This window comes from Bradyrhizobium sp. 930_D9_N1_4 (assembly GCF_052076015.1).
Lineage (GTDB): Bacteria > Pseudomonadota > Alphaproteobacteria > Rhizobiales > Xanthobacteraceae > Bradyrhizobium.
The window spans coordinates 4,484,473-4,500,462 of sequence record NZ_CP197236.1; the positions used below are offsets into that span (position 1 = coordinate 4,484,473).

A 15,990-nucleotide genomic window follows, 5' to 3' on the forward strand; every position below is an offset into this window, starting at 1 on the left:
ATGAGGTCATGTGGACGCAGGTCTCGGCAGATCAATTGCCAATGAGCTTGTCGAATCCAACCAACAGCCAGAAACCGGCGAAGGTCACGGCGAGGAAGGCGACAAAATACCAGATGCGATACATGCGGGGATAACCGTCAATCCGGAGAATGGTTGCCACCCGGCCAACTCCCCTCCCGCTCTGTTGGTTACGGAGACATCTAATGTGACGGCTGGATGAAAATGCTCCGCGGAGCAAGTGTGACGCACGTCAAAGAGCGAGCTGACAGGATTCAATATCTCCGACGGGATCGTTCCCTGAATCTGGTCCAATCCCGTGAAGAGCCATTTACCGTTGCTGGATCCGCTGCGTTTCGCCGCCGCTCTCGGCGTCGCCCTTTTCCACTGGATGTTCTGGTCCTGGGGCTGGGCCTCGATCGGCGTCCCCGGTTTCGAACGCACCATCGCCGCCGACGTTCTCTACCCCTCCGCCGCACCCTTCACATGGTTCGGCTGGGTCGGCGTCGAGATCTTCTTCGTGATCTCCGGCTTCGTCATCGCGAATTCCGCAAGCCAGTCCGCGCCCGGCGAATTTCTGCTGGGCCGTGCGCTCAGGCTCTATCCGGCGGTCTGGATTTGCGCGACCGCGACCTTCCTGGTTCTGCTTCTCTTCGGCAGCGGACCAGCATCCGAACTCATCCTGCCTTATATCCACGCCATGCTGATGGTCCCCAAGGGCGTCACGGGCGAGTGGCTTGACGAGGTCTATTGGACGCTGGCCGCCGAGACAGCGTTCTACGGCCTCGTGTTCTGCGCGATGCTGACGCGGAAGATCACGCTGCGGCACCTGGCCTTTGGTCTCACCATCTACAGCGCAATCTTCAATGCCATCGCATTGCTGGTGATGTCCTGCACGACGCCATCCGACCTGCCTTATCTCGTCATCCTGATGTTCCGGGTGCCGTGCGCGGCATTCCTGTTGACCCACGGCTGCTTCTTCGCGCTGGGGATCTGGCTGTTCATCTCTGCCAACCGCGAATTGACCGCACTCGAACAGGCCGCCGTCGCCATCACGTGTCTGTCGGGCGCCGCCGAAATCTACGTCTTTGCTTCCTTCTTTTTGACGTCGATCCCCGCCATCGCGGATCAGTCAGCCCTTGTGCCGATCATGGTCTGGGCCGCCGCGGTCCTGCTCATCGCCCGTGCCGCGAAGCGGAACAGGAACGCCGCAGACACCGCGTCCCCCGAAGCGCCGTCCTATTTGAGAACGCTCGGGCTGATCACCTATCCGCTCTATCTCACCCACAACGTCATCGGCACCGCGATCATTCGTGCGCTGGTCGACGCCGGCCTCGACGCCACCACGGCCGTCTGGGTCGCGCTGGGCCTGCTTGTGCTGGTCTGCTGGTTCATCTGCACGAAGATCGAGCCGGCCGTCAGACGTGCGCTGATGCAGGCCCTCGCCCATTTCGGGAAGCTGCCGAAGAGACTGCCGGCGACGCGACGCCCGGCGCTGGCTCGGGGGTTGGGCCTTCCGCTGCCCATCCCTGCCAGGGTCAAGGTCGCGGCCTCCTAGCCGCCACTCTCCCGCGAGCCCGACAGGCTCACTCGGCCGCCTTGATGATCAGGTCGGCGACGTCCTTGGGGCGCGCCAGCATGGCAACGTGGCTCGACGGCAGCTCGATCGTCGTGGCCTTGGCCGCCTCTGCCTGATGCTTTTGCAGCAGTGGCGAGATGATGGTGTCTCTGGTCGCGACGACCATGAAGGTCGGCTTCTCGCGCCACGCGGCACGACTGACGGGTGTCGTCGTGGCACGGACGTGGAACGGTCCCTGTGTCGCCGCGACGATCGCCTGCTCGTCCGGCGTCAAGTCTGCTGCAAAATGTTTTCTGATGCCCTCGTCGTCGATCCTGAGAAACCCGTCGGGATCCCTGACGAAGTTGTTCCGCCCCTCGGGAGCCGGAAACTTCGAAGCCGCGCTCTGCAACGACTCGCCCTTGTCAGGCGCGTAGGCCGCAACATAAACGAGCGACTTCACCTTTTCATCACCGCCCGCCTCCGTGATCACGACACCGCCCCATGAATGGGCAACCAGGACGACGGGGCCATCTGCATTCCGGATGGCTCGCCGGGTGGCCGCGACATCATTCTCGAGCGAGTCGAGCGGATTCTGGACGGCAATCACCTTGAGACCCGCCTTCTCGAGATAGGGAATGACCTTTTGCCACGACGATCCGTCGGCAAAGGCACCGTGCACGAGAACCGCGGTTTTGGCTCTTGGTTCAGCCGCCCTTGCCGGCAGGCCGGTCGCCACCATCCCCGCGACGATGCCGAGGAGACCCAAGGTGATCAGGCCGTGGCGTCGTTTCATTCCCGCTCTCCCGCCCGAATGCATCAGCTTGCAGCAGCCGTCCGTTTCAGGGCCGTCACCAGCTCCTTCCCCAGCGGTCCCGCCGAGGCCGGATTCTGGCCGGTGATGAGGCGGCCATCGACAACGACATGGGGTTGCCAGTTGGCCGCAGACGAGTACTCGGCCCCCTCTGCCCTCAGCGCGTCCTCCAGCTCGTAAGGCACGTCTTCGCGGGCGTAGTCGAACTCTTCCTTTGTCGAAAACGACGTGAGCTTCTTGCCGCGCACGAACGGCGTGCCGTCACCAAGGTCGACGCCGAGAAGCGAGCACGGACCGTGGCAAACAGCGCTCACGATCTTGTTCGTGCTCCACGCACGCACGACGGCCCTCTGCACGTCCGCATTTCGCGCGATGTCGACCATCGGCCCGAGGCCGCCGGGGATCAGGATGGCGTCATAGTCCGCAGCGTCCACCTCGGACAATTTGCGGCTGTGATTGAGCCGGCGAAAGGCCTTGCTCTCGAAGAACGCCTTCTGGGCGGGGTCCTTTTCGTCATATGCGTCAAAGGGCGTCCATCCGCCGGCAGGCGACGCGAAATCCACCGCGATCCCCGCTCTGTCGAGCACGTCGAAAGGATGGGCAATCTCCGCAAAGAAGAAGCCGGTCTTGCGGCTATGCGGGCCGATCACGCCTGCGTTGGTGGCGATAAACAGAACATATTGGGTCATGTTCGTTCCTCGATCTGGATGAAGCGTTCAGGGATCCGATCCCAGGCGCGTCCGTCACAAGCGCCCCGGCGCGCGATGCACGCACCTAACTATCACCGCGGTCGGCGCGGCGGTGGTTAAATGAGGTAAAAGGGGAAGATCCGGCAAAGGTCGTCAACCGGAACGGATCCCCGGCGAGATCCATTTCTCTGCGGCTTTCGTTATGACGTCGATCCCCGCCATCAGTCTGGCGGCTGCACGCCCCGCCCTACGCCGCCTTCAACACCGGCGTCGGTGGCTGCGACGGCCGGATCAGCGCGAACGCGACCTGGATGATGCCGCCGGCCAGCCCCAGCGCGACGCCGATGCGCCAGGCCATGGTGTAGGAGCCGAGCGCGTCGTAGAGCACCCCTCCTCCGTAGGCACCTAAGAAGCTGCCGATCTGGTGGCTCATGAAGGCGAGGCCCTGGATCATCGCCTGCCAGCGCAGGCCGAACATCTCGGCGACCGCGCCTGCGACCAGCGGGCCGACGCCCATCCAGAGGAAACCCATGATGGCGCCGAACAGCAGCGTCGATGCGGGCGTTGCCGGCAGCATGAAGTACCAGGCGAGCGCGAGCGAACGCAGGATGTAGATGCCGCCGAGCAGCGCCAGCTTGTTCCAGCGCTGGCCGGCCCAGCCGAAGAACAGCGAGCCCAGCACGTTGAAGCCGCCGATCATGCCGAGCGTCTGCGCGCTCAGCATGGGATCGAGGCCGCAGATCGCCAGATACGACGGCAGATGCGTGGTGAGAAACACGAGCTGCATGCCGCAGACGAGATAGGCGCAGGTCATCACGACGAACGGCGCATTGCTGAACGCCGCCTTCGCCACCGACGCGGCACTGACATCGCCGATGTCGTCGGCGGCCGGCTTCGGCAGCGGGACCTGATCGACGCGCCCCGCATACCACGCGGCGGGAATCATGAAGATCGACATGATGACGAAGCCGGCGAGCCCGACGCGCCAGCCAAAGCCCTCGTTGAGCATCTGTCCGATGGGCGCCGACAGCAGCGCGCCGAGCGAACCCGCGCCGGAGACGATGCCGAGCACGGTGGAGCGAACCGTCGCGGGGACGGCGCGCGCCGCGACCGACATCGCGATCGCCGCCGCGGTGCAGGCCAGCGACGTGCCGATCAGCACGCCGCCGCCGATCATGATGGCCACGAGCCCGTTGGCGGACGCCATCAGCACCAGGCCCGCGATGTACATCAGCGCGCCTGCAATCATGATCGGACGAAAGCCGTAGCGCACGGTCAGCGCGCCGATAGGCGGCTGAAGAAAGCCCCAGGCGAGATTCTGCACGGCCAGCGCCAGCGTGAAATCCGAGATCGAGATGTGGATGTCATGCGTCAGCGGCTGCATGAAGATGCCGAGGCTCTGCCGCAGCCCCATGCTCAGCGTCAGCATGATCGAGGCGCCGATCAGGATGGGCAATGTCGGACGCAGAACCTGCAACAGGGGCATTTTTCTTCTCCCTCGGGCGCGCGGCGCAATAGCCGTCGTCTGCAATTCTCTATGATTTTAGTTACACAGACCTGTGTACTTAGGCTATGAACGGGCGCTGCTGTCAAGCAACCTGGACACACGCTGCCGCATGGCTCCCCCGCCCGCCCCACAGACGATGAAAGAGCGGATCCTCGAGACCGCCGACAAGCTGTTCTATCTGCAAGGCATTCGCGCGATCGGCGTCGACACCATCGCGGCCGAGATCGGCATCTCCAAGCGCACGCTCTACAACCACTTCCCCTCCAAGGACACGCTGATCACAGCCTATCTGGAGCGCCGCTTCGTCCACACGCGCCCCTCGGACAAGCCGCCGGCCGAGCAGATTCTCGCCACCTTCGATTCGCTGGAGCGTCGGTTTGCGGCGAAAGACTTTCGCGGCTGCCCGTTCGTGAATGCGGTGGCCGAGCTCGGGCCCACCGACCGCGCGGTGAAGAAGATCGCCATCGCCTTCAAGGAAAGCCGCCGTGTCTGGTTTCGTGACCGGTTGAATGAGCTCGGTGTTGCGGAGGCGGAAGCGCTGGCAACGCAGCTCGTGCTGCTGGTCGACGGCTCCATCGCCCAGGACCTCGTGCGCGACGATCCCGCAATGGCGCGCGCCGCGAAGGACGCGGCGAAGGTGTTGCTGCGGAATGCAGGGGTGGATGTGGCCTGATCGAGCAGCAGAGGACAAGCGAGGCACGCCCGCACCGCGCTGACCGTCGTGGTCGCGTAGCAAAACGCCAGCGATCCCTGTGCATCGCGCTGACCTAGCCGCCCTGCAACGCGTCATAGATTGCGCGTTGATAGACCGGCAAGGCCCTGCGGCCCGCGGCGCCACGGCCGGTCGCGATCGTCGCGCCCGAATTTGCCGAAACGGGCACCTGATGCTGAATCAGGTAGATCATGATCAGATCGTGCACCGGATCGGCTTGCCACCAGGTCCCGAATATGCCCGGCCAGGTTATCGAGCCGGGGGCGCCACAAGCATACGGATTGTCGACGGAATCTTCGGCAATCGAAATCCCCAGTCCGAAGCCGGATTTCTGCCAGAGCGGCATGCCCGCAAATGGAACCTGACGTTGGGCATTGGTCAGCCGGTTCGTTCGCATCAGTTGGACAGTCTCCGGCTTCAGCAATCGAACGCCATCGTGCTCGCCCTTGCCGAGCAGCATGCGCGCGAACCGGTGATAATCCGACGCAGACGAGATCAAGCCACCCCCGCCCGGCGTATAGGCCGGCGGTTCGTCGTACATATCCATCGTGACTTTCGCGAGCTGACCGGCCGTCTCATCATATCGGTAGAGGCTGGCCAGACGGCTTCGCTTGTCGCCCGAAAGCCAGAAGTCCGTGTTCTCCATGCCCAGCGGCGCGAAAATCATCTCGCTGAGGACGCGACGCAACGGCTTTCCGAGGAGTCGGCCGATCAGGAAGCCGAGAACGTCCGTCGAATGGCCATAGTGGAACAATTCGCCCGGCTGATAGGCCAGCGGCAGCGTGCCGAGCGCGGCCAGCCATTCGTCAGGCGTCAATCGATTCATCGCGGGATCGCCAAGCGCCTCCTCATAGGACTGCTTCAGAGGGCCCTCCGAGAAGAACGCGTAGGCGATCCCCGAACGATGCGTCAACAGATCCTCGAGGGTGATCCCGCGCCGCGCCGGCACCGTGTCTTCCAGCGGTCCCGCGGCATTCCGCATGACCCTCGGCTCGGCAAGTTCTGGAATCCAGCGCGATATCGGGTCTGACAGCGCGATCCTGCCCTGCTCGACTAGCATCATAGCCGCCACCGAAGTGATCGGTTTGGTCATCGAGGCGATGCGGAACAGGGTGTCCGGCCGCATCGCCGTCTTCGTTTCGATGTCGGACCAGCCAAGCGCCTCGGATTGAACGATCTTGCCGCGACGCGAGGTGAGCGTCACGATGCCCGCGATCTCACCCCGATCGATGAATTGCTGGAGCGCCGGACCGGCCTCAGCAAGCTTGGCGGGATCAAGACCGCCAACACTGCCAATAACATGAGTCATGCAGGGCGCTTCAATCCGCCTTGAACTCGTCGGTCAGGATCGGCCCGAACAGCACCCAGCGCTGCCCGTCGAACTTCATCATCTGGAATTGCTTGTTGATGCGATAATCGTCGGCACTGGTGTTGATCGACATTCCAGGCAATCCCAGGTCGGGGACGAAGCCCTTGATGCTGGTGGCCTGCTTCATGATGTTGGCGCGGGTGAGTTCGTCGCCGCATTGCTTCAGGATGTGGACCAGCAGCGCCGCCGTCGAATATCCGTAGGTGGCGAAGCCGCTATTGGCGTCCTCGCCGGGCGCGTATTTCGCCATGAAGGCCTTGTAGCGCTTCATGCCCTCGTCATCGGCCCATTGCGGATCGAGCGGATCCTTGCCGTAGTTGACCGAGATGATGTCCTTGGCGTTCTCGATGCCCGCAGGCACCAGAACCTGGCCCACGGCTGTTGCGTTGACCTCCAGGATATGGACGGGCTTCCAGCCGAGCTCCGCCGCTTTCCTGATCGATTGCGCGGCGAATTTCGGCGTCGACATGTTGTAGAAGAGATCTGCGCCTGACGCTTTCAGCGTCACCATCTGGGAGTCGACGGTCGGGTCGGCCAGCTCGTAGGAGAGCTCCTTGACGATCATGCTCGTCTTGGCGCCCAGCCCTTCCTTCAAGCCCTTGACGTAATCTTTGCCGAGATCGTCGTTCTGATAGAGGATGCCGATCTTGGCGTCCGGATAGTTCGCCAGGATATGCCTGGCATAGATGTGCGCTTCCGACTGGTAATTGGGGTTGGCGGAGATCGTCCAGGGGAAGTTTTTCGGATCGGTGAAGCGTGATGCCCCGCTTCCGGCCAGGAGTTGCGGGACCCCCTTGCTGTTCAGGTATTTCTGCACGGCCGAGTTCGGCGGCGTCCCGATGATCTGGAACGTCGTGAGCACTTCATCGCTTTCGACCAGCTTGCGCACCTGCTCGACCGTCTTCGGCGGACTATAGCTGTCGTCGTACTGGATAAGGTTGATCTTGCGCCCGTTGACCCCGCCCTGATCGTTGATCATGCGAATGTAAGCCGCCTCGGCCTTGCCGATGGCACCGAAGGCAGACGCCGGCCCGCTCAAGGGATTGGTTTGACCGACCTTGATCTCGGTGTCGGTTGCGCCCGTGTCGTATTTCTTCTGCGCCAACGCAGGTGCCGCAAGTGCGGTGCCGAGCATCAGCATGGCTGTTGCCATCGACTTCAAGCCCGTCATGGAGTCCTCCCCTAAGGCGGCTGGTCGTTGCCAGCCGTTGTTCTGGATTGCGCTCTCGTCCTGCGGCGGCAGGGCGATGGCGATTTTTGGCTGACGCCGGATGCCGTGGTCCCCGGCCCCTTCGCCACTACCGTGAGGCTCTGGACAGGTCAAGTTCATTCATTTAGCACTAAATGAATATTTGGAGGGACAGCCGGCCCGAGCTTGACCCGGCCCGGCCCGCATTCCATCGTGATGTCGAATTGGTTGGAATGCCGTCTTCCCCGACGCGTCCGTCAGGAAAATCGGAGATCATGCCAGCAGCGTTGAAACTGGAGAGCCGCCGTACACGCGCTGAACAGCGTGCCGCGACCGTGAAGCTGATCCTCGACACCAGCGAAGAACTGTTCGCGCAGCTCGGCTATTTCGGGGTGACGATCAAGGATGTCGCGGACAAAATGGGCATCCATCCCGCCCTCATTCACTATTATTTCGACGGCAAGAAGTCGCTGTTCGACGCCGTGTTCGAACGCCGCGTGGGGTATGCGGTGACTTTGCGGACCGCCGAGCTCGACGCTTACGAAGCGAAGATCAAGGGCCGCCCAACCGTCGAGGGCGCGCTTCGCGCCTATTACGATGGCGCCTTCGACGTCTATATCAATGACGAGCAAGCCTGGCGCAATTTCGGCCGTATCTTTGCCCAGGTCAACAACGCGCCCGGCTACGGCGCCGAGAAGATGGAAGCCTATCTCGATCCGCTCGTGCTGAGGCTGATCGGCCTGCTCAAGAAGGCGGTACCCGATGCGAAGCCCGAGGATTTGTTCTGGGGCTTCCAGTTCACCTCGGGGGCCTATTCGCTGCTCATGTCGCGGACGGGCCGCATCGATCGTCTCTCGAAGAATCTATGTGCGTCCGATGACTTCGAAGCCGTTCGTGAGCGCTTCGTCACGTTCATGGCGGGCGGCTTCAACGCGCTCTACAAGCGGCGCAAGGGCAAGTCGAGATAGCCGTATGAATCGGCGTCGTCACTCCGCATAAGCCATTGATTTAGCTCGCGCCGGCTACTGTGCATGGGGTTGTTTTCGCACTTTTGTGTGCGAGCAGCCCTCACGCCGCCTGCGACACCACCCGATTGCGGCCGTCGTGCTTGGCGCGATACAGCGCCGTGTCGGCGCGCTTGAGGACGTCGGCGACGGCCTCGCCCTTCTGCTCCAGCGTGGTGAGCCCGATCGAGATCGTGACCTCGATGCGCTTGGTGCCCTTGTGCACGGAGAACGGCTCGCCGGCGATGGATCGGCGCAGGCGCTCGGCGACCATGCCGGCGACGTGGAGATCGGTCTCCGGCATCACGATCACGAACTCCTCGCCGCCGTAGCGGCAGGCGAGATCGATGCCGCGGATCGACTTGCGGACGCGCACCGCGAATTCCCGCAAGACGTCGTCGCCGGCGTCGTGGCCGTAATTGTCGTTGATCGACTTGAAATAGTCGATGTCCAGGATCATCAGCGCCAGCGGCTTGCCGCGCGTGGAGGCCTGCTCGGCGAGCGTCGCCAGATGGCTTTCCATGTAGCGGCGATTGTGCAGGCCGGTGAGCGCGTCGGTGATCGCCATCTCGATCGAGTTCTGCACGTTGTCGCGTAAGTGATCGGTGTAGCGGCGGCGGCGGATCTGGGTGCGGGCGCGCGCCAGCAGCTCGGTCTTGTCGATCGGGCGCAGCAGATAGTCGTTGACGCCGATCTCGAGCCCGCGAAGCAGCCGCGTCGAGTTCTCGGGGTCGGCGATCGCCAGGATCGGCACATGGCGGGTGCGCTCCAGCGAGCGCGCCTGGCTGCAGAGACGGAGGCCGTCGAAATTGTTGAGGTCGAGCGAGACGATCAAGAGGTCGTAGTTGCCCTCGGCGGCGTGGAACAGCGCTTCTGTCGGGTTCGGCTCGACGTCGATGGTGTGCTCCGCGGCGAGGATCGTCGCCAGCCGCTCGTAAGAGGACTGGCGGTCGTCGACGAGGAGGATGCGGCCGCCCTTGCCGGTGTCGGCGACGGCGCTGCGCTCGGGCGCCTGCATGCCGATTTCGAGCGAGGTGACGGCGCGCATGCGCAGCTCATCGGTCATCATCTTCAGCCGCGTCAGCGAGCGCACGCGCGCGATCAGCACGACGTCGGAGACCGGCTTGGTCAGGAAGTCATCGGCGCCGGCTTCGAGACCGCGGTTGCGGTCGGACGGGCTGTCGAGCGCGGTGACCATCACGACGGGAATGTGGTGCGTCGCCGGATTGCTCTTCAGGCGACGGCAGACCTCGAAACCGTCCATGTCGGGCATCATGACGTCGAGCAGGATGATGTCGCATTCGGCGCGGCTGGCCAGCGCCAGCGCCTCGGTGCCGTTCGAGGCGGTCATCACGTCGAAATATTCGGCGGACAGGCGGGCTTCGAGGAGTTTGACGTTGGCGGGAACGTCATCGACAACCAGGATACGCGCGGACACTGTGAACTCACTTCCTATCCGATAAAACGCCGGACCGTCTCAATGAATTTGCCGACCGAGATCGGCTTGGACAAATAAGCCTCGCAGCCGCCCTCGCGGATGCGCTCTTCGTCGCCCTTCATCGCGAACGCGGTGACCGCGACGACGGGAATGGCGCGCAGCTCCGGATCGTCCTTGATCCAGCGCGTCACCTCGAGGCCTGAGACCTGCGGCAATTGGATATCCATCAGCACGAGGTCGGGCCGCATCTTGCGAACGAGGTCGAGCGCCTCATATCCGTTGCTGGTGCCGGAGGTCTGGTAGCCGTGCGCCTCCAACAGGTCGCGGAAGAGCTTCATGTTGAGCTCGTTGTCTTCCACGATCAGGACGGTCTTAGCCATCCCGCCCTCCTGTTTGGCACGAAGCCGGATACATGTGACGCCTCAGGCGCCGCTTGCCGGCGCTTCGAAAACTGGATTCAAACTAGCCTCAGATTCGCTTGAGTTTCGTTAAACCCGAGGGCCGACTTTCTACGATGTGGTTTCCAGTTGCTTGTCGGGGCTCTTGAGACTCGGGCATGATGGTTTCAAAGTAGACACCGAAAGTTAACGGAAAGGCAAACCGCCCCCTTGAAAAAGCCTGTTCACAACCCTCGCGAAGTCGCTGAAATCGTTGCGATTCAGGCGCTGTCCTTCGTGGCCGGCGATCCCGAGCGGCTGGGCCTGTTCCTGGCTGAGACAGGGGTCGGCCCGGAGACTCTCCGGAACGCCGCCTCGGACCCGAACTTCCTGCTCAGCGTGCTCGATTTCGTGATGCGCGATGACGCCACCGTGAAAGCCTTTGCCTCGACTGCGGAACTGCACCCCACCAACGTTGCAGCAGCCCGGCAGGTCCTCGGCGATGCGCTTGGCGACCCCAATTGGGAGCGCGACGTGCCGTGACCGGCCCCGACCCGGCCGGGCCTCGTTGCTTCTGCCGGGATTGTTCGGCCGATCTGGACATGGCGGTCCGGCGCTGTTCCGCCTGCGGTTCCCCTCGCCTCGTCCGCCACCGGGCGCTGGCGAGCCTGACCATCGCCCATATCGACTGCGACGCCTTCTATGCGACGGTCGAGAAGCGCGACAACCCTGACATCGCCGACAAGCCCGTCATCATCGGCGGGGGCAAGCGCGGCGTGGTGTCGGCCGCCTGCTATATCGCGCGCACCTATGGCGTGCGCTCGGCCATGCCGATGTTCAAGGCGCTGGACGCCTGCCCGCATGCGACCGTGATCCCGCCTGACATGGCGAAATATGTCCGTGTTGGCCGCGAGGTGCGGCAGGCCATGCAGGCGCTGACGCCGCTGGTGGAGCCGCTGTCGATCGACGAGGCCTTCCTCGATCTGTCCGGCACCGAGCGGGTGCACGGCATGATCCCGGCAAAGGTGCTGGCGCGCTTCGCCCGCGACATCGAGCGCGACATCGGCATCAGCGTTTCAGTGGGCCTCTCCTGCAACAAGTTCCTCGCCAAGATCGCCTCCGACCTCGACAAGCCGCGCGGCTTCGCCGCACTCGACCAGGAGGAAGCGCGCGCGATGCTGGCGGAGAAGCCTGTCGGCTTCATTTTTGGCGTCGGCCCCGCGACGCAGGAGCGCCTTGGGCAGCGCGGTTTCCGTGTCATCGCCGACCTCCAGAAGGCCGACGAGATCGAGATGATGCGGCAGTTTCCGAGCGACGGCCGCAGGCTGTGGCGGCTCGCCCGCGGCATCGACGACCGCCGCGTCGAGCCTGATCGGGGCGCCAAGACGATTTCCAGCGAGACGACCTTCGAGACCGACATCCGCGACTTCGCGACGCTGGAGAAAACTCTTTGGCGGCTGTGCGAGAAGACCTCGTCGCGCCTCAAGAGCAGCGAGCTTGCCGGCTCCACCGTCACGCTGAAGCTGAAGACGTCAGATTTCCGCCAGCGCACCCGCTCTCAATCAATTGCAGCCCCGACCCAGCTTGCCGCAAAGATCTTCTCGATCTGCCGCGAGATGCTGGCCAAGGAGATCGACGGCACCGCCTTCCGCCTGATGGGCGCCGGCGTCAGCGCGCTGCGCGACGGCTCGCCCGCCGACGACACCGACATGCTCGACCGCCGCGCCGCCCATGCCGAGCGCGCGGTGGACAGCCTGCGCAAGAAATTCGGCAGCGCCGCGGTGATCCGCGGCATTGCGTATGACGGGCCGGAGAAGGCGCAGGAGTGACCTGGCAACAACGGAGGTACCTGTTCCGTCATCCTGAGGTGCGAGCCTTGGCGAGCCTCGAAGGATGCACGGCCGAGATGCAGCCGGGCCGTCCATCCTTCGAGGCCTCCGCTGCGCTCCGGCACCTCAGGATGACGGTGGTGAGAGGAAGCGACCGTGACGGGTGAACGCGATCTCGACGCGCTGCTGAGGCAGATGAGGCCGGAGCTGCGGCCGGGCACCTTCGTGTTCTGCACGATCGCCGCGAACGAGCGCATTCCCGCAGCACTCAATGCGCTGCTGACGTTTCGTGAGCAAGAAGGCACTACGCTCGTGATTTCGCGCGAAGAGGCCGAAGCAGCAGCATTACGCTACGCCTTCCCGTCCCGCCTGATCACGCTGACGGTTCACTCCGCACTCGATGCGGTGGGCTTCCTGGCGGCGATCACAGCGCGTCTCGCCGATGCCGGCATCAGCGTGAATGCCGTATCGGCCTTCCACCACGACCATCTGTTTGTGCCCGCCGACAGGGCCGACGAGGCGATGGTGCTGCTGCAACAGATGTCAGAGGCGAAGCACCCATAGCCCGGATGGCGAAGCGCCATCCGGGCTACTGACTCAATCCGCAACCGCGATTGCCTCGATCTCGATCAGCCATTCCGGCGCGGCGAGCGCGGAGACGCCGACGAGGGTCGAGGCCGGCGGCTCCATGCCTTCGAAGAAGGCCGAGCGGGCCTTGCCGATGATCGGGCGCAGCTCCGGCTTGTAGCCGACCACGAAGGTCGTGATCTTGACGATGTTGGAATAGCTCGCGCCGGCCGCCTTCAGCGCATGACCGAGATTCTGCATCACCTGCGTGGTCTGCGCGGCGAGATCGCCTTCGCCGACGATCCGGCCTTCCTCGTCGGTCGAGACCTGGCCGGAAATGTAGATCGTCCGCGCGCCCGTGGCGGTGACGACGTGGGAATAAGCGGGATTGTGATGCAGGCCGCTGGGGCGGAGATGGTCGAGCTTGGGCATGGGCTGGCTCCCGGAGTTTGTGGTTGGGAGAGAGCGTAGCTGGACAACGTGACGAGAGCTAGTCCCGCTGGGCTCCGTCATTGCGAGGAGCGAAGCGACGAAGCAATCCAGAATCTCTCCGCAGAGGGATTCTGGATTGCTTCGCTGCGCTCGCAATGACGAAGAGACAGCCCCTCAATTGCAGGGCTTGCTGTCCTTGATGTCGAACTTGCCCATCGCGCCCGAGATGACAAAATCGTTGTAGTCGAGCACGAGCTGGCGCGAGACGCCGTTTTCGTAGAGCTCGAACGCCATCGCATAGACCGGCGTCTGCTCGCCTTCCTTCTGCTGCGACTGGCGGTCGAAATAGCTGACGGTGACGGGCCAGCGCTTGAGCGACTTCATGTGCTCATCCGCGGTCGACGGGTCGGACGACGTCGCGCGCTCGGCGGCAATGGGCTGGCCGATCACGGTCAGCGTGTTGTAGACCTTCTGGCCGTCGTCGGAGCCGTCATAGACCGACAGCTCGAGCAACGACTTGCCGTCCCTGGCGGCGGCGATGATGCGCTGGATCTGCTCGGTCGGGAACACGATCTGGCCGTCGAGCGTGAAAGTCTTCGGCGCCGGCAGCTTCAGCTTGACGTTGATGTGGTCGCCGTCGCGCTCCGCCGAGCCGTCGACCCGGCCGGCATCGGCCTCGTTCATCCGCGTCTCGATCTTGAAGCGGTAGCTTTTGCCCGCGGCATCTTCCCAGGAGTTGGAGCGGAGGTCGCTGAGCGTGACCTTGCCCTCGCCGCTGTCGAGCTCGGAGACCTGGCGGAATTCGGAGGTATAGCCCTCGCACGAGCTGCCGGTGAAGTTGTAGAGGATGCGGCCCCGCGCGCTGTTGACCGAATTGGAGCGCGATTTGACGAGGCTGAGGTCATAGAGTGCCTGGTGCGCGAGGAACGGACCGTTGGCGGCCTGGGCAACGCCTCCGGGGCCGAACGCAGCCGCCGCGAGCGTCATCACACCGAGCGAAGTCCGGAAAAGGTGCACCATGTCTCATCCTTGGGAACGCACTTGGGAAGCGCAGATTCGACAGTTTAGTGACCGTTCCATTGCGTCGCAACTGAGGCCGTTTCACGTAAAGTTGCTGCCCTCGCGCTGAACCTCCTGCCCGGCGTCGATAAAATGCAGCCCCGTCCGGTTGCTTGCATGTGGCGGCACGATGGGCGAAACAGGGCGCGCCCGGCCTCCCGACGGACGCGCCCGGGCGGACAAATTTTGGACAACGAGGTCGAGACATGGCGGGCACGGTCGAACAAAAGCTGGCGGAACAGGGCATCAAGCTGCATGAGGCCCCCACCCCGGTGGCCAATTACGTGCCGTTCGTGCGCACCGGCAATCTGCTGTTCGTCTCCGGCCAGGTCTGCTTTGCCCCGGACGGCAAGCTGATCGCCAAGGGCAAGCTCGGCGCCGGCGTCTCGATCGAGGACGGTGCCGCGGCGGCGCGCGGCTGCGCGGTCAATCTGCTGGCCCAGGTCAAGGGCGCGCTCGGCGACCTCGACAAGGTCGTGCGCGTGGTGCGCCTCGGCGGCTTCATCAACTCGGCGCCGGACTTCCTGGACGGGCCGAAGGTGCTCAACGGCGCCTCCGACCTGATGGTCGCCGCTTTCGGTGACAAGGGCCGCCATGCCCGCACCACCGTCGGCGTCGCCTCGCTGCCTGCGGATGCGGCGGTCGAGGTCGAAGGCGTGTTCGAGGTCGCCTGAGGACAGCATCGTGCGCGCTCCTGATTGGCTGACAGCCCGGCCGGTCGCCCATCGCGGCCTGCATGACATCTCCCGTGGCATCGTCGAGAACATGCCGGGCGCGGTGCAGGCTGCGATATCAGGCAATTTCTCGATCGAGGTCGACATCCAGCTCTCCGCCGATGGCGAGGCCATGGTGCATCACGACCATGCGCTCGGCCGCCTCACCGAGGCCACCGGCGAGGTGGTCTCGAAGACCGCGGCGGAGCTGAAGGCTGTCGTATTCAAGGATACGCCTGAGCGGATGATGTCGCTGTCCGATCTCTGCGCCATGGTCGCCGGCCGCGTGCCGCTGGTGATCGAGGTGAAGAGCCATTTTGACGGCGACCGCAAGCTGGTGAAGCGGATGGCCGAGGTGCTGGCGTCCTATCAGGGCCCAGCCGTCGGCATGTCGTTCGATCCCGATCAGGTGCTGGCGCTGCGCGAGCTGCTGCCCTCCCGCCCGCGCGGCATCGTCGCGCAGCGAACTTATGAGGACGAGTACTGGGCGAAGCTGACCCAGGCGCAGCGCGACAGCATGCTGTACCTGCGCCACGGCTTCCAGACCCAGCCGCATTTCGTCGCCTTCAAGGTCGACCACTTGCCGGCCCCCGCCCCCTGGATCGCCCGCAATGTCTTCGGCTGCGCCCTGCTCGGCTGGACGGTGCGGACGGGGGAGCAGCGGACACGGGTCGGGCAATATGCGGACCAGATGATCTTCGAGGGGTTCGTGCCGTAGGGCCGAACTGCCTCTCCA

Annotated in this window: 18 protein-coding genes; 8 read left to right on the forward strand and 10 right to left on the reverse strand. The window is 63.9% G+C overall.

Going from position 1 to position 15,990, the window contains the following annotated elements; all coding sequences use genetic code 11:
• Positions 1-31 precede the first annotated feature (31 nt).
• Positions 32-160, reverse strand: a complete 129-nt coding sequence (locus AB7532_RS21180; RefSeq protein WP_441236668.1) for a hypothetical protein — start codon at positions 158-160, stop codon at positions 32-34.
• A gap of 174 nt (positions 161-334) precedes the next feature.
• Here AB7532_RS21180 and AB7532_RS21185 point away from each other — a divergent pair, with 174 nt between their 5' ends.
• The gene (locus tag AB7532_RS21185) at positions 335-1,555 is read left to right on the forward strand and encodes an acyltransferase family protein (protein ID WP_441236669.1); all 1,221 of its coding nucleotides are present in this window, start codon (positions 335-337) and stop codon (positions 1,553-1,555) included.
• Positions 1,556-1,583: 28 nt separating this feature from the next.
• Here the strand turns inward: AB7532_RS21185 and AB7532_RS21190 are convergent, their stop codons facing one another.
• From AB7532_RS21190 to AB7532_RS21200, 3 genes are all read right to left on the reverse strand, one after another.
• Complete coding sequence (locus AB7532_RS21190) at positions 1,584-2,351, reverse strand: alpha/beta fold hydrolase (RefSeq protein WP_441236670.1); 768 nt, start codon at positions 2,349-2,351, stop codon at positions 1,584-1,586.
• Positions 2,352-2,374: 23 nt separating this feature from the next.
• A complete protein-coding gene (locus tag AB7532_RS21195; RefSeq protein WP_441236671.1) occupies positions 2,375-3,058 on the reverse strand; it encodes a type 1 glutamine amidotransferase domain-containing protein in 684 nt (227 codons plus the stop codon).
• A 247-nt stretch (positions 3,059-3,305) separates the two neighbouring features.
• Positions 3,306-4,544, reverse strand: a complete 1,239-nt coding sequence (locus tag AB7532_RS21200; protein ID WP_441236672.1) for an MFS transporter — start codon at positions 4,542-4,544, stop codon at positions 3,306-3,308.
• Positions 4,545-4,674: 130 nt separating this feature from the next.
• Between AB7532_RS21200 and AB7532_RS21205 the strand changes: the two genes are divergently transcribed.
• On the forward strand, positions 4,675-5,238 hold the full coding sequence (locus AB7532_RS21205) for a TetR/AcrR family transcriptional regulator (protein WP_441236673.1): 564 nt from the start codon (positions 4,675-4,677) through the stop codon (positions 5,236-5,238).
• 94 nt (positions 5,239-5,332) lie between these two features.
• Here the strand turns inward: AB7532_RS21205 and AB7532_RS21210 are convergent, their stop codons facing one another.
• Together AB7532_RS21210 and AB7532_RS21215 are read right to left on the reverse strand one after the other, a co-directional pair.
• Positions 5,333-6,586, reverse strand: a complete 1,254-nt coding sequence (locus AB7532_RS21210) for a serine hydrolase domain-containing protein (protein WP_441236674.1) — start codon at positions 6,584-6,586, stop codon at positions 5,333-5,335.
• Positions 6,587-6,596: 10 nt separating this feature from the next.
• Positions 6,597-7,817 (reverse strand): ABC transporter substrate-binding protein, encoded by a 1,221-nt coding sequence (locus tag AB7532_RS21215; protein WP_441236675.1) that lies wholly within the window; start codon positions 7,815-7,817, stop codon positions 6,597-6,599.
• Between the two features lie 293 nt (positions 7,818-8,110).
• Here AB7532_RS21215 and AB7532_RS21220 point away from each other — a divergent pair, with 293 nt between their 5' ends.
• Positions 8,111-8,803, forward strand: coding sequence for a TetR/AcrR family transcriptional regulator (locus AB7532_RS21220; protein WP_441236676.1), 693 nt, complete (start codon positions 8,111-8,113; stop codon positions 8,801-8,803).
• Between the two features lie 100 nt (positions 8,804-8,903).
• Here the strand turns inward: AB7532_RS21220 and AB7532_RS21225 are convergent, their stop codons facing one another.
• The gene (locus tag AB7532_RS21225) at positions 8,904-10,277 is read right to left on the reverse strand and encodes a PleD family two-component system response regulator (RefSeq protein ID WP_441236677.1); all 1,374 of its coding nucleotides are present in this window, start codon (positions 10,275-10,277) and stop codon (positions 8,904-8,906) included.
• 14 nt (positions 10,278-10,291) lie between these two features.
• Positions 10,292-10,657, reverse strand: coding sequence for a response regulator (locus tag AB7532_RS21230; protein WP_008566616.1), 366 nt, complete (start codon positions 10,655-10,657; stop codon positions 10,292-10,294).
• A 228-nt stretch (positions 10,658-10,885) separates the two neighbouring features.
• On the opposite strand from AB7532_RS21230, the gene AB7532_RS21235 reads away from it, so the two are divergent.
• From AB7532_RS21235 to AB7532_RS21245, 3 genes are all read left to right on the forward strand, one after another.
• Positions 10,886-11,197, forward strand: a complete 312-nt coding sequence (locus AB7532_RS21235; RefSeq protein WP_441236678.1) for a DUF3572 domain-containing protein — start codon at positions 10,886-10,888, stop codon at positions 11,195-11,197.
• A complete protein-coding gene (locus AB7532_RS21240) occupies positions 11,194-12,483 on the forward strand; it encodes a DNA polymerase IV (protein WP_441236679.1) in 1,290 nt (429 codons plus the stop codon). Before AB7532_RS21235 ends, AB7532_RS21240 begins: the two co-directional genes overlap by 4 nt.
• A gap of 156 nt (positions 12,484-12,639) precedes the next feature.
• Positions 12,640-13,047, forward strand: a complete 408-nt coding sequence (locus AB7532_RS21245) for an ACT domain-containing protein (RefSeq protein WP_441236680.1) — start codon at positions 12,640-12,642, stop codon at positions 13,045-13,047.
• Positions 13,048-13,080: 33 nt separating this feature from the next.
• Here AB7532_RS21245 and AB7532_RS21250 read toward each other — a convergent pair whose 3' ends face one another.
• Both AB7532_RS21250 and AB7532_RS21255 read right to left on the reverse strand, forming a co-directional pair.
• On the reverse strand, positions 13,081-13,482 hold the full coding sequence (locus tag AB7532_RS21250) for a RidA family protein (protein ID WP_129272251.1): 402 nt from the start codon (positions 13,480-13,482) through the stop codon (positions 13,081-13,083).
• A 174-nt stretch (positions 13,483-13,656) separates the two neighbouring features.
• On the reverse strand, positions 13,657-14,502 hold the full coding sequence (locus tag AB7532_RS21255; protein ID WP_441236681.1) for a cell envelope integrity EipB family protein: 846 nt from the start codon (positions 14,500-14,502) through the stop codon (positions 13,657-13,659).
• 245 nt (positions 14,503-14,747) lie between these two features.
• Here AB7532_RS21255 and AB7532_RS21260 point away from each other — a divergent pair, with 245 nt between their 5' ends.
• Entirely contained in the window at positions 14,748-15,215 is a 468-nt protein-coding gene (locus tag AB7532_RS21260; RefSeq protein WP_441236682.1) for a RidA family protein, read from the forward strand.
• Positions 15,216-15,225: 10 nt separating this feature from the next.
• The gene (locus AB7532_RS21265) at positions 15,226-15,972 is read left to right on the forward strand and encodes a glycerophosphodiester phosphodiesterase (protein ID WP_441236683.1); all 747 of its coding nucleotides are present in this window, start codon (positions 15,226-15,228) and stop codon (positions 15,970-15,972) included.
• The last annotated feature ends 18 nt before the right edge of the window (positions 15,973-15,990 follow it).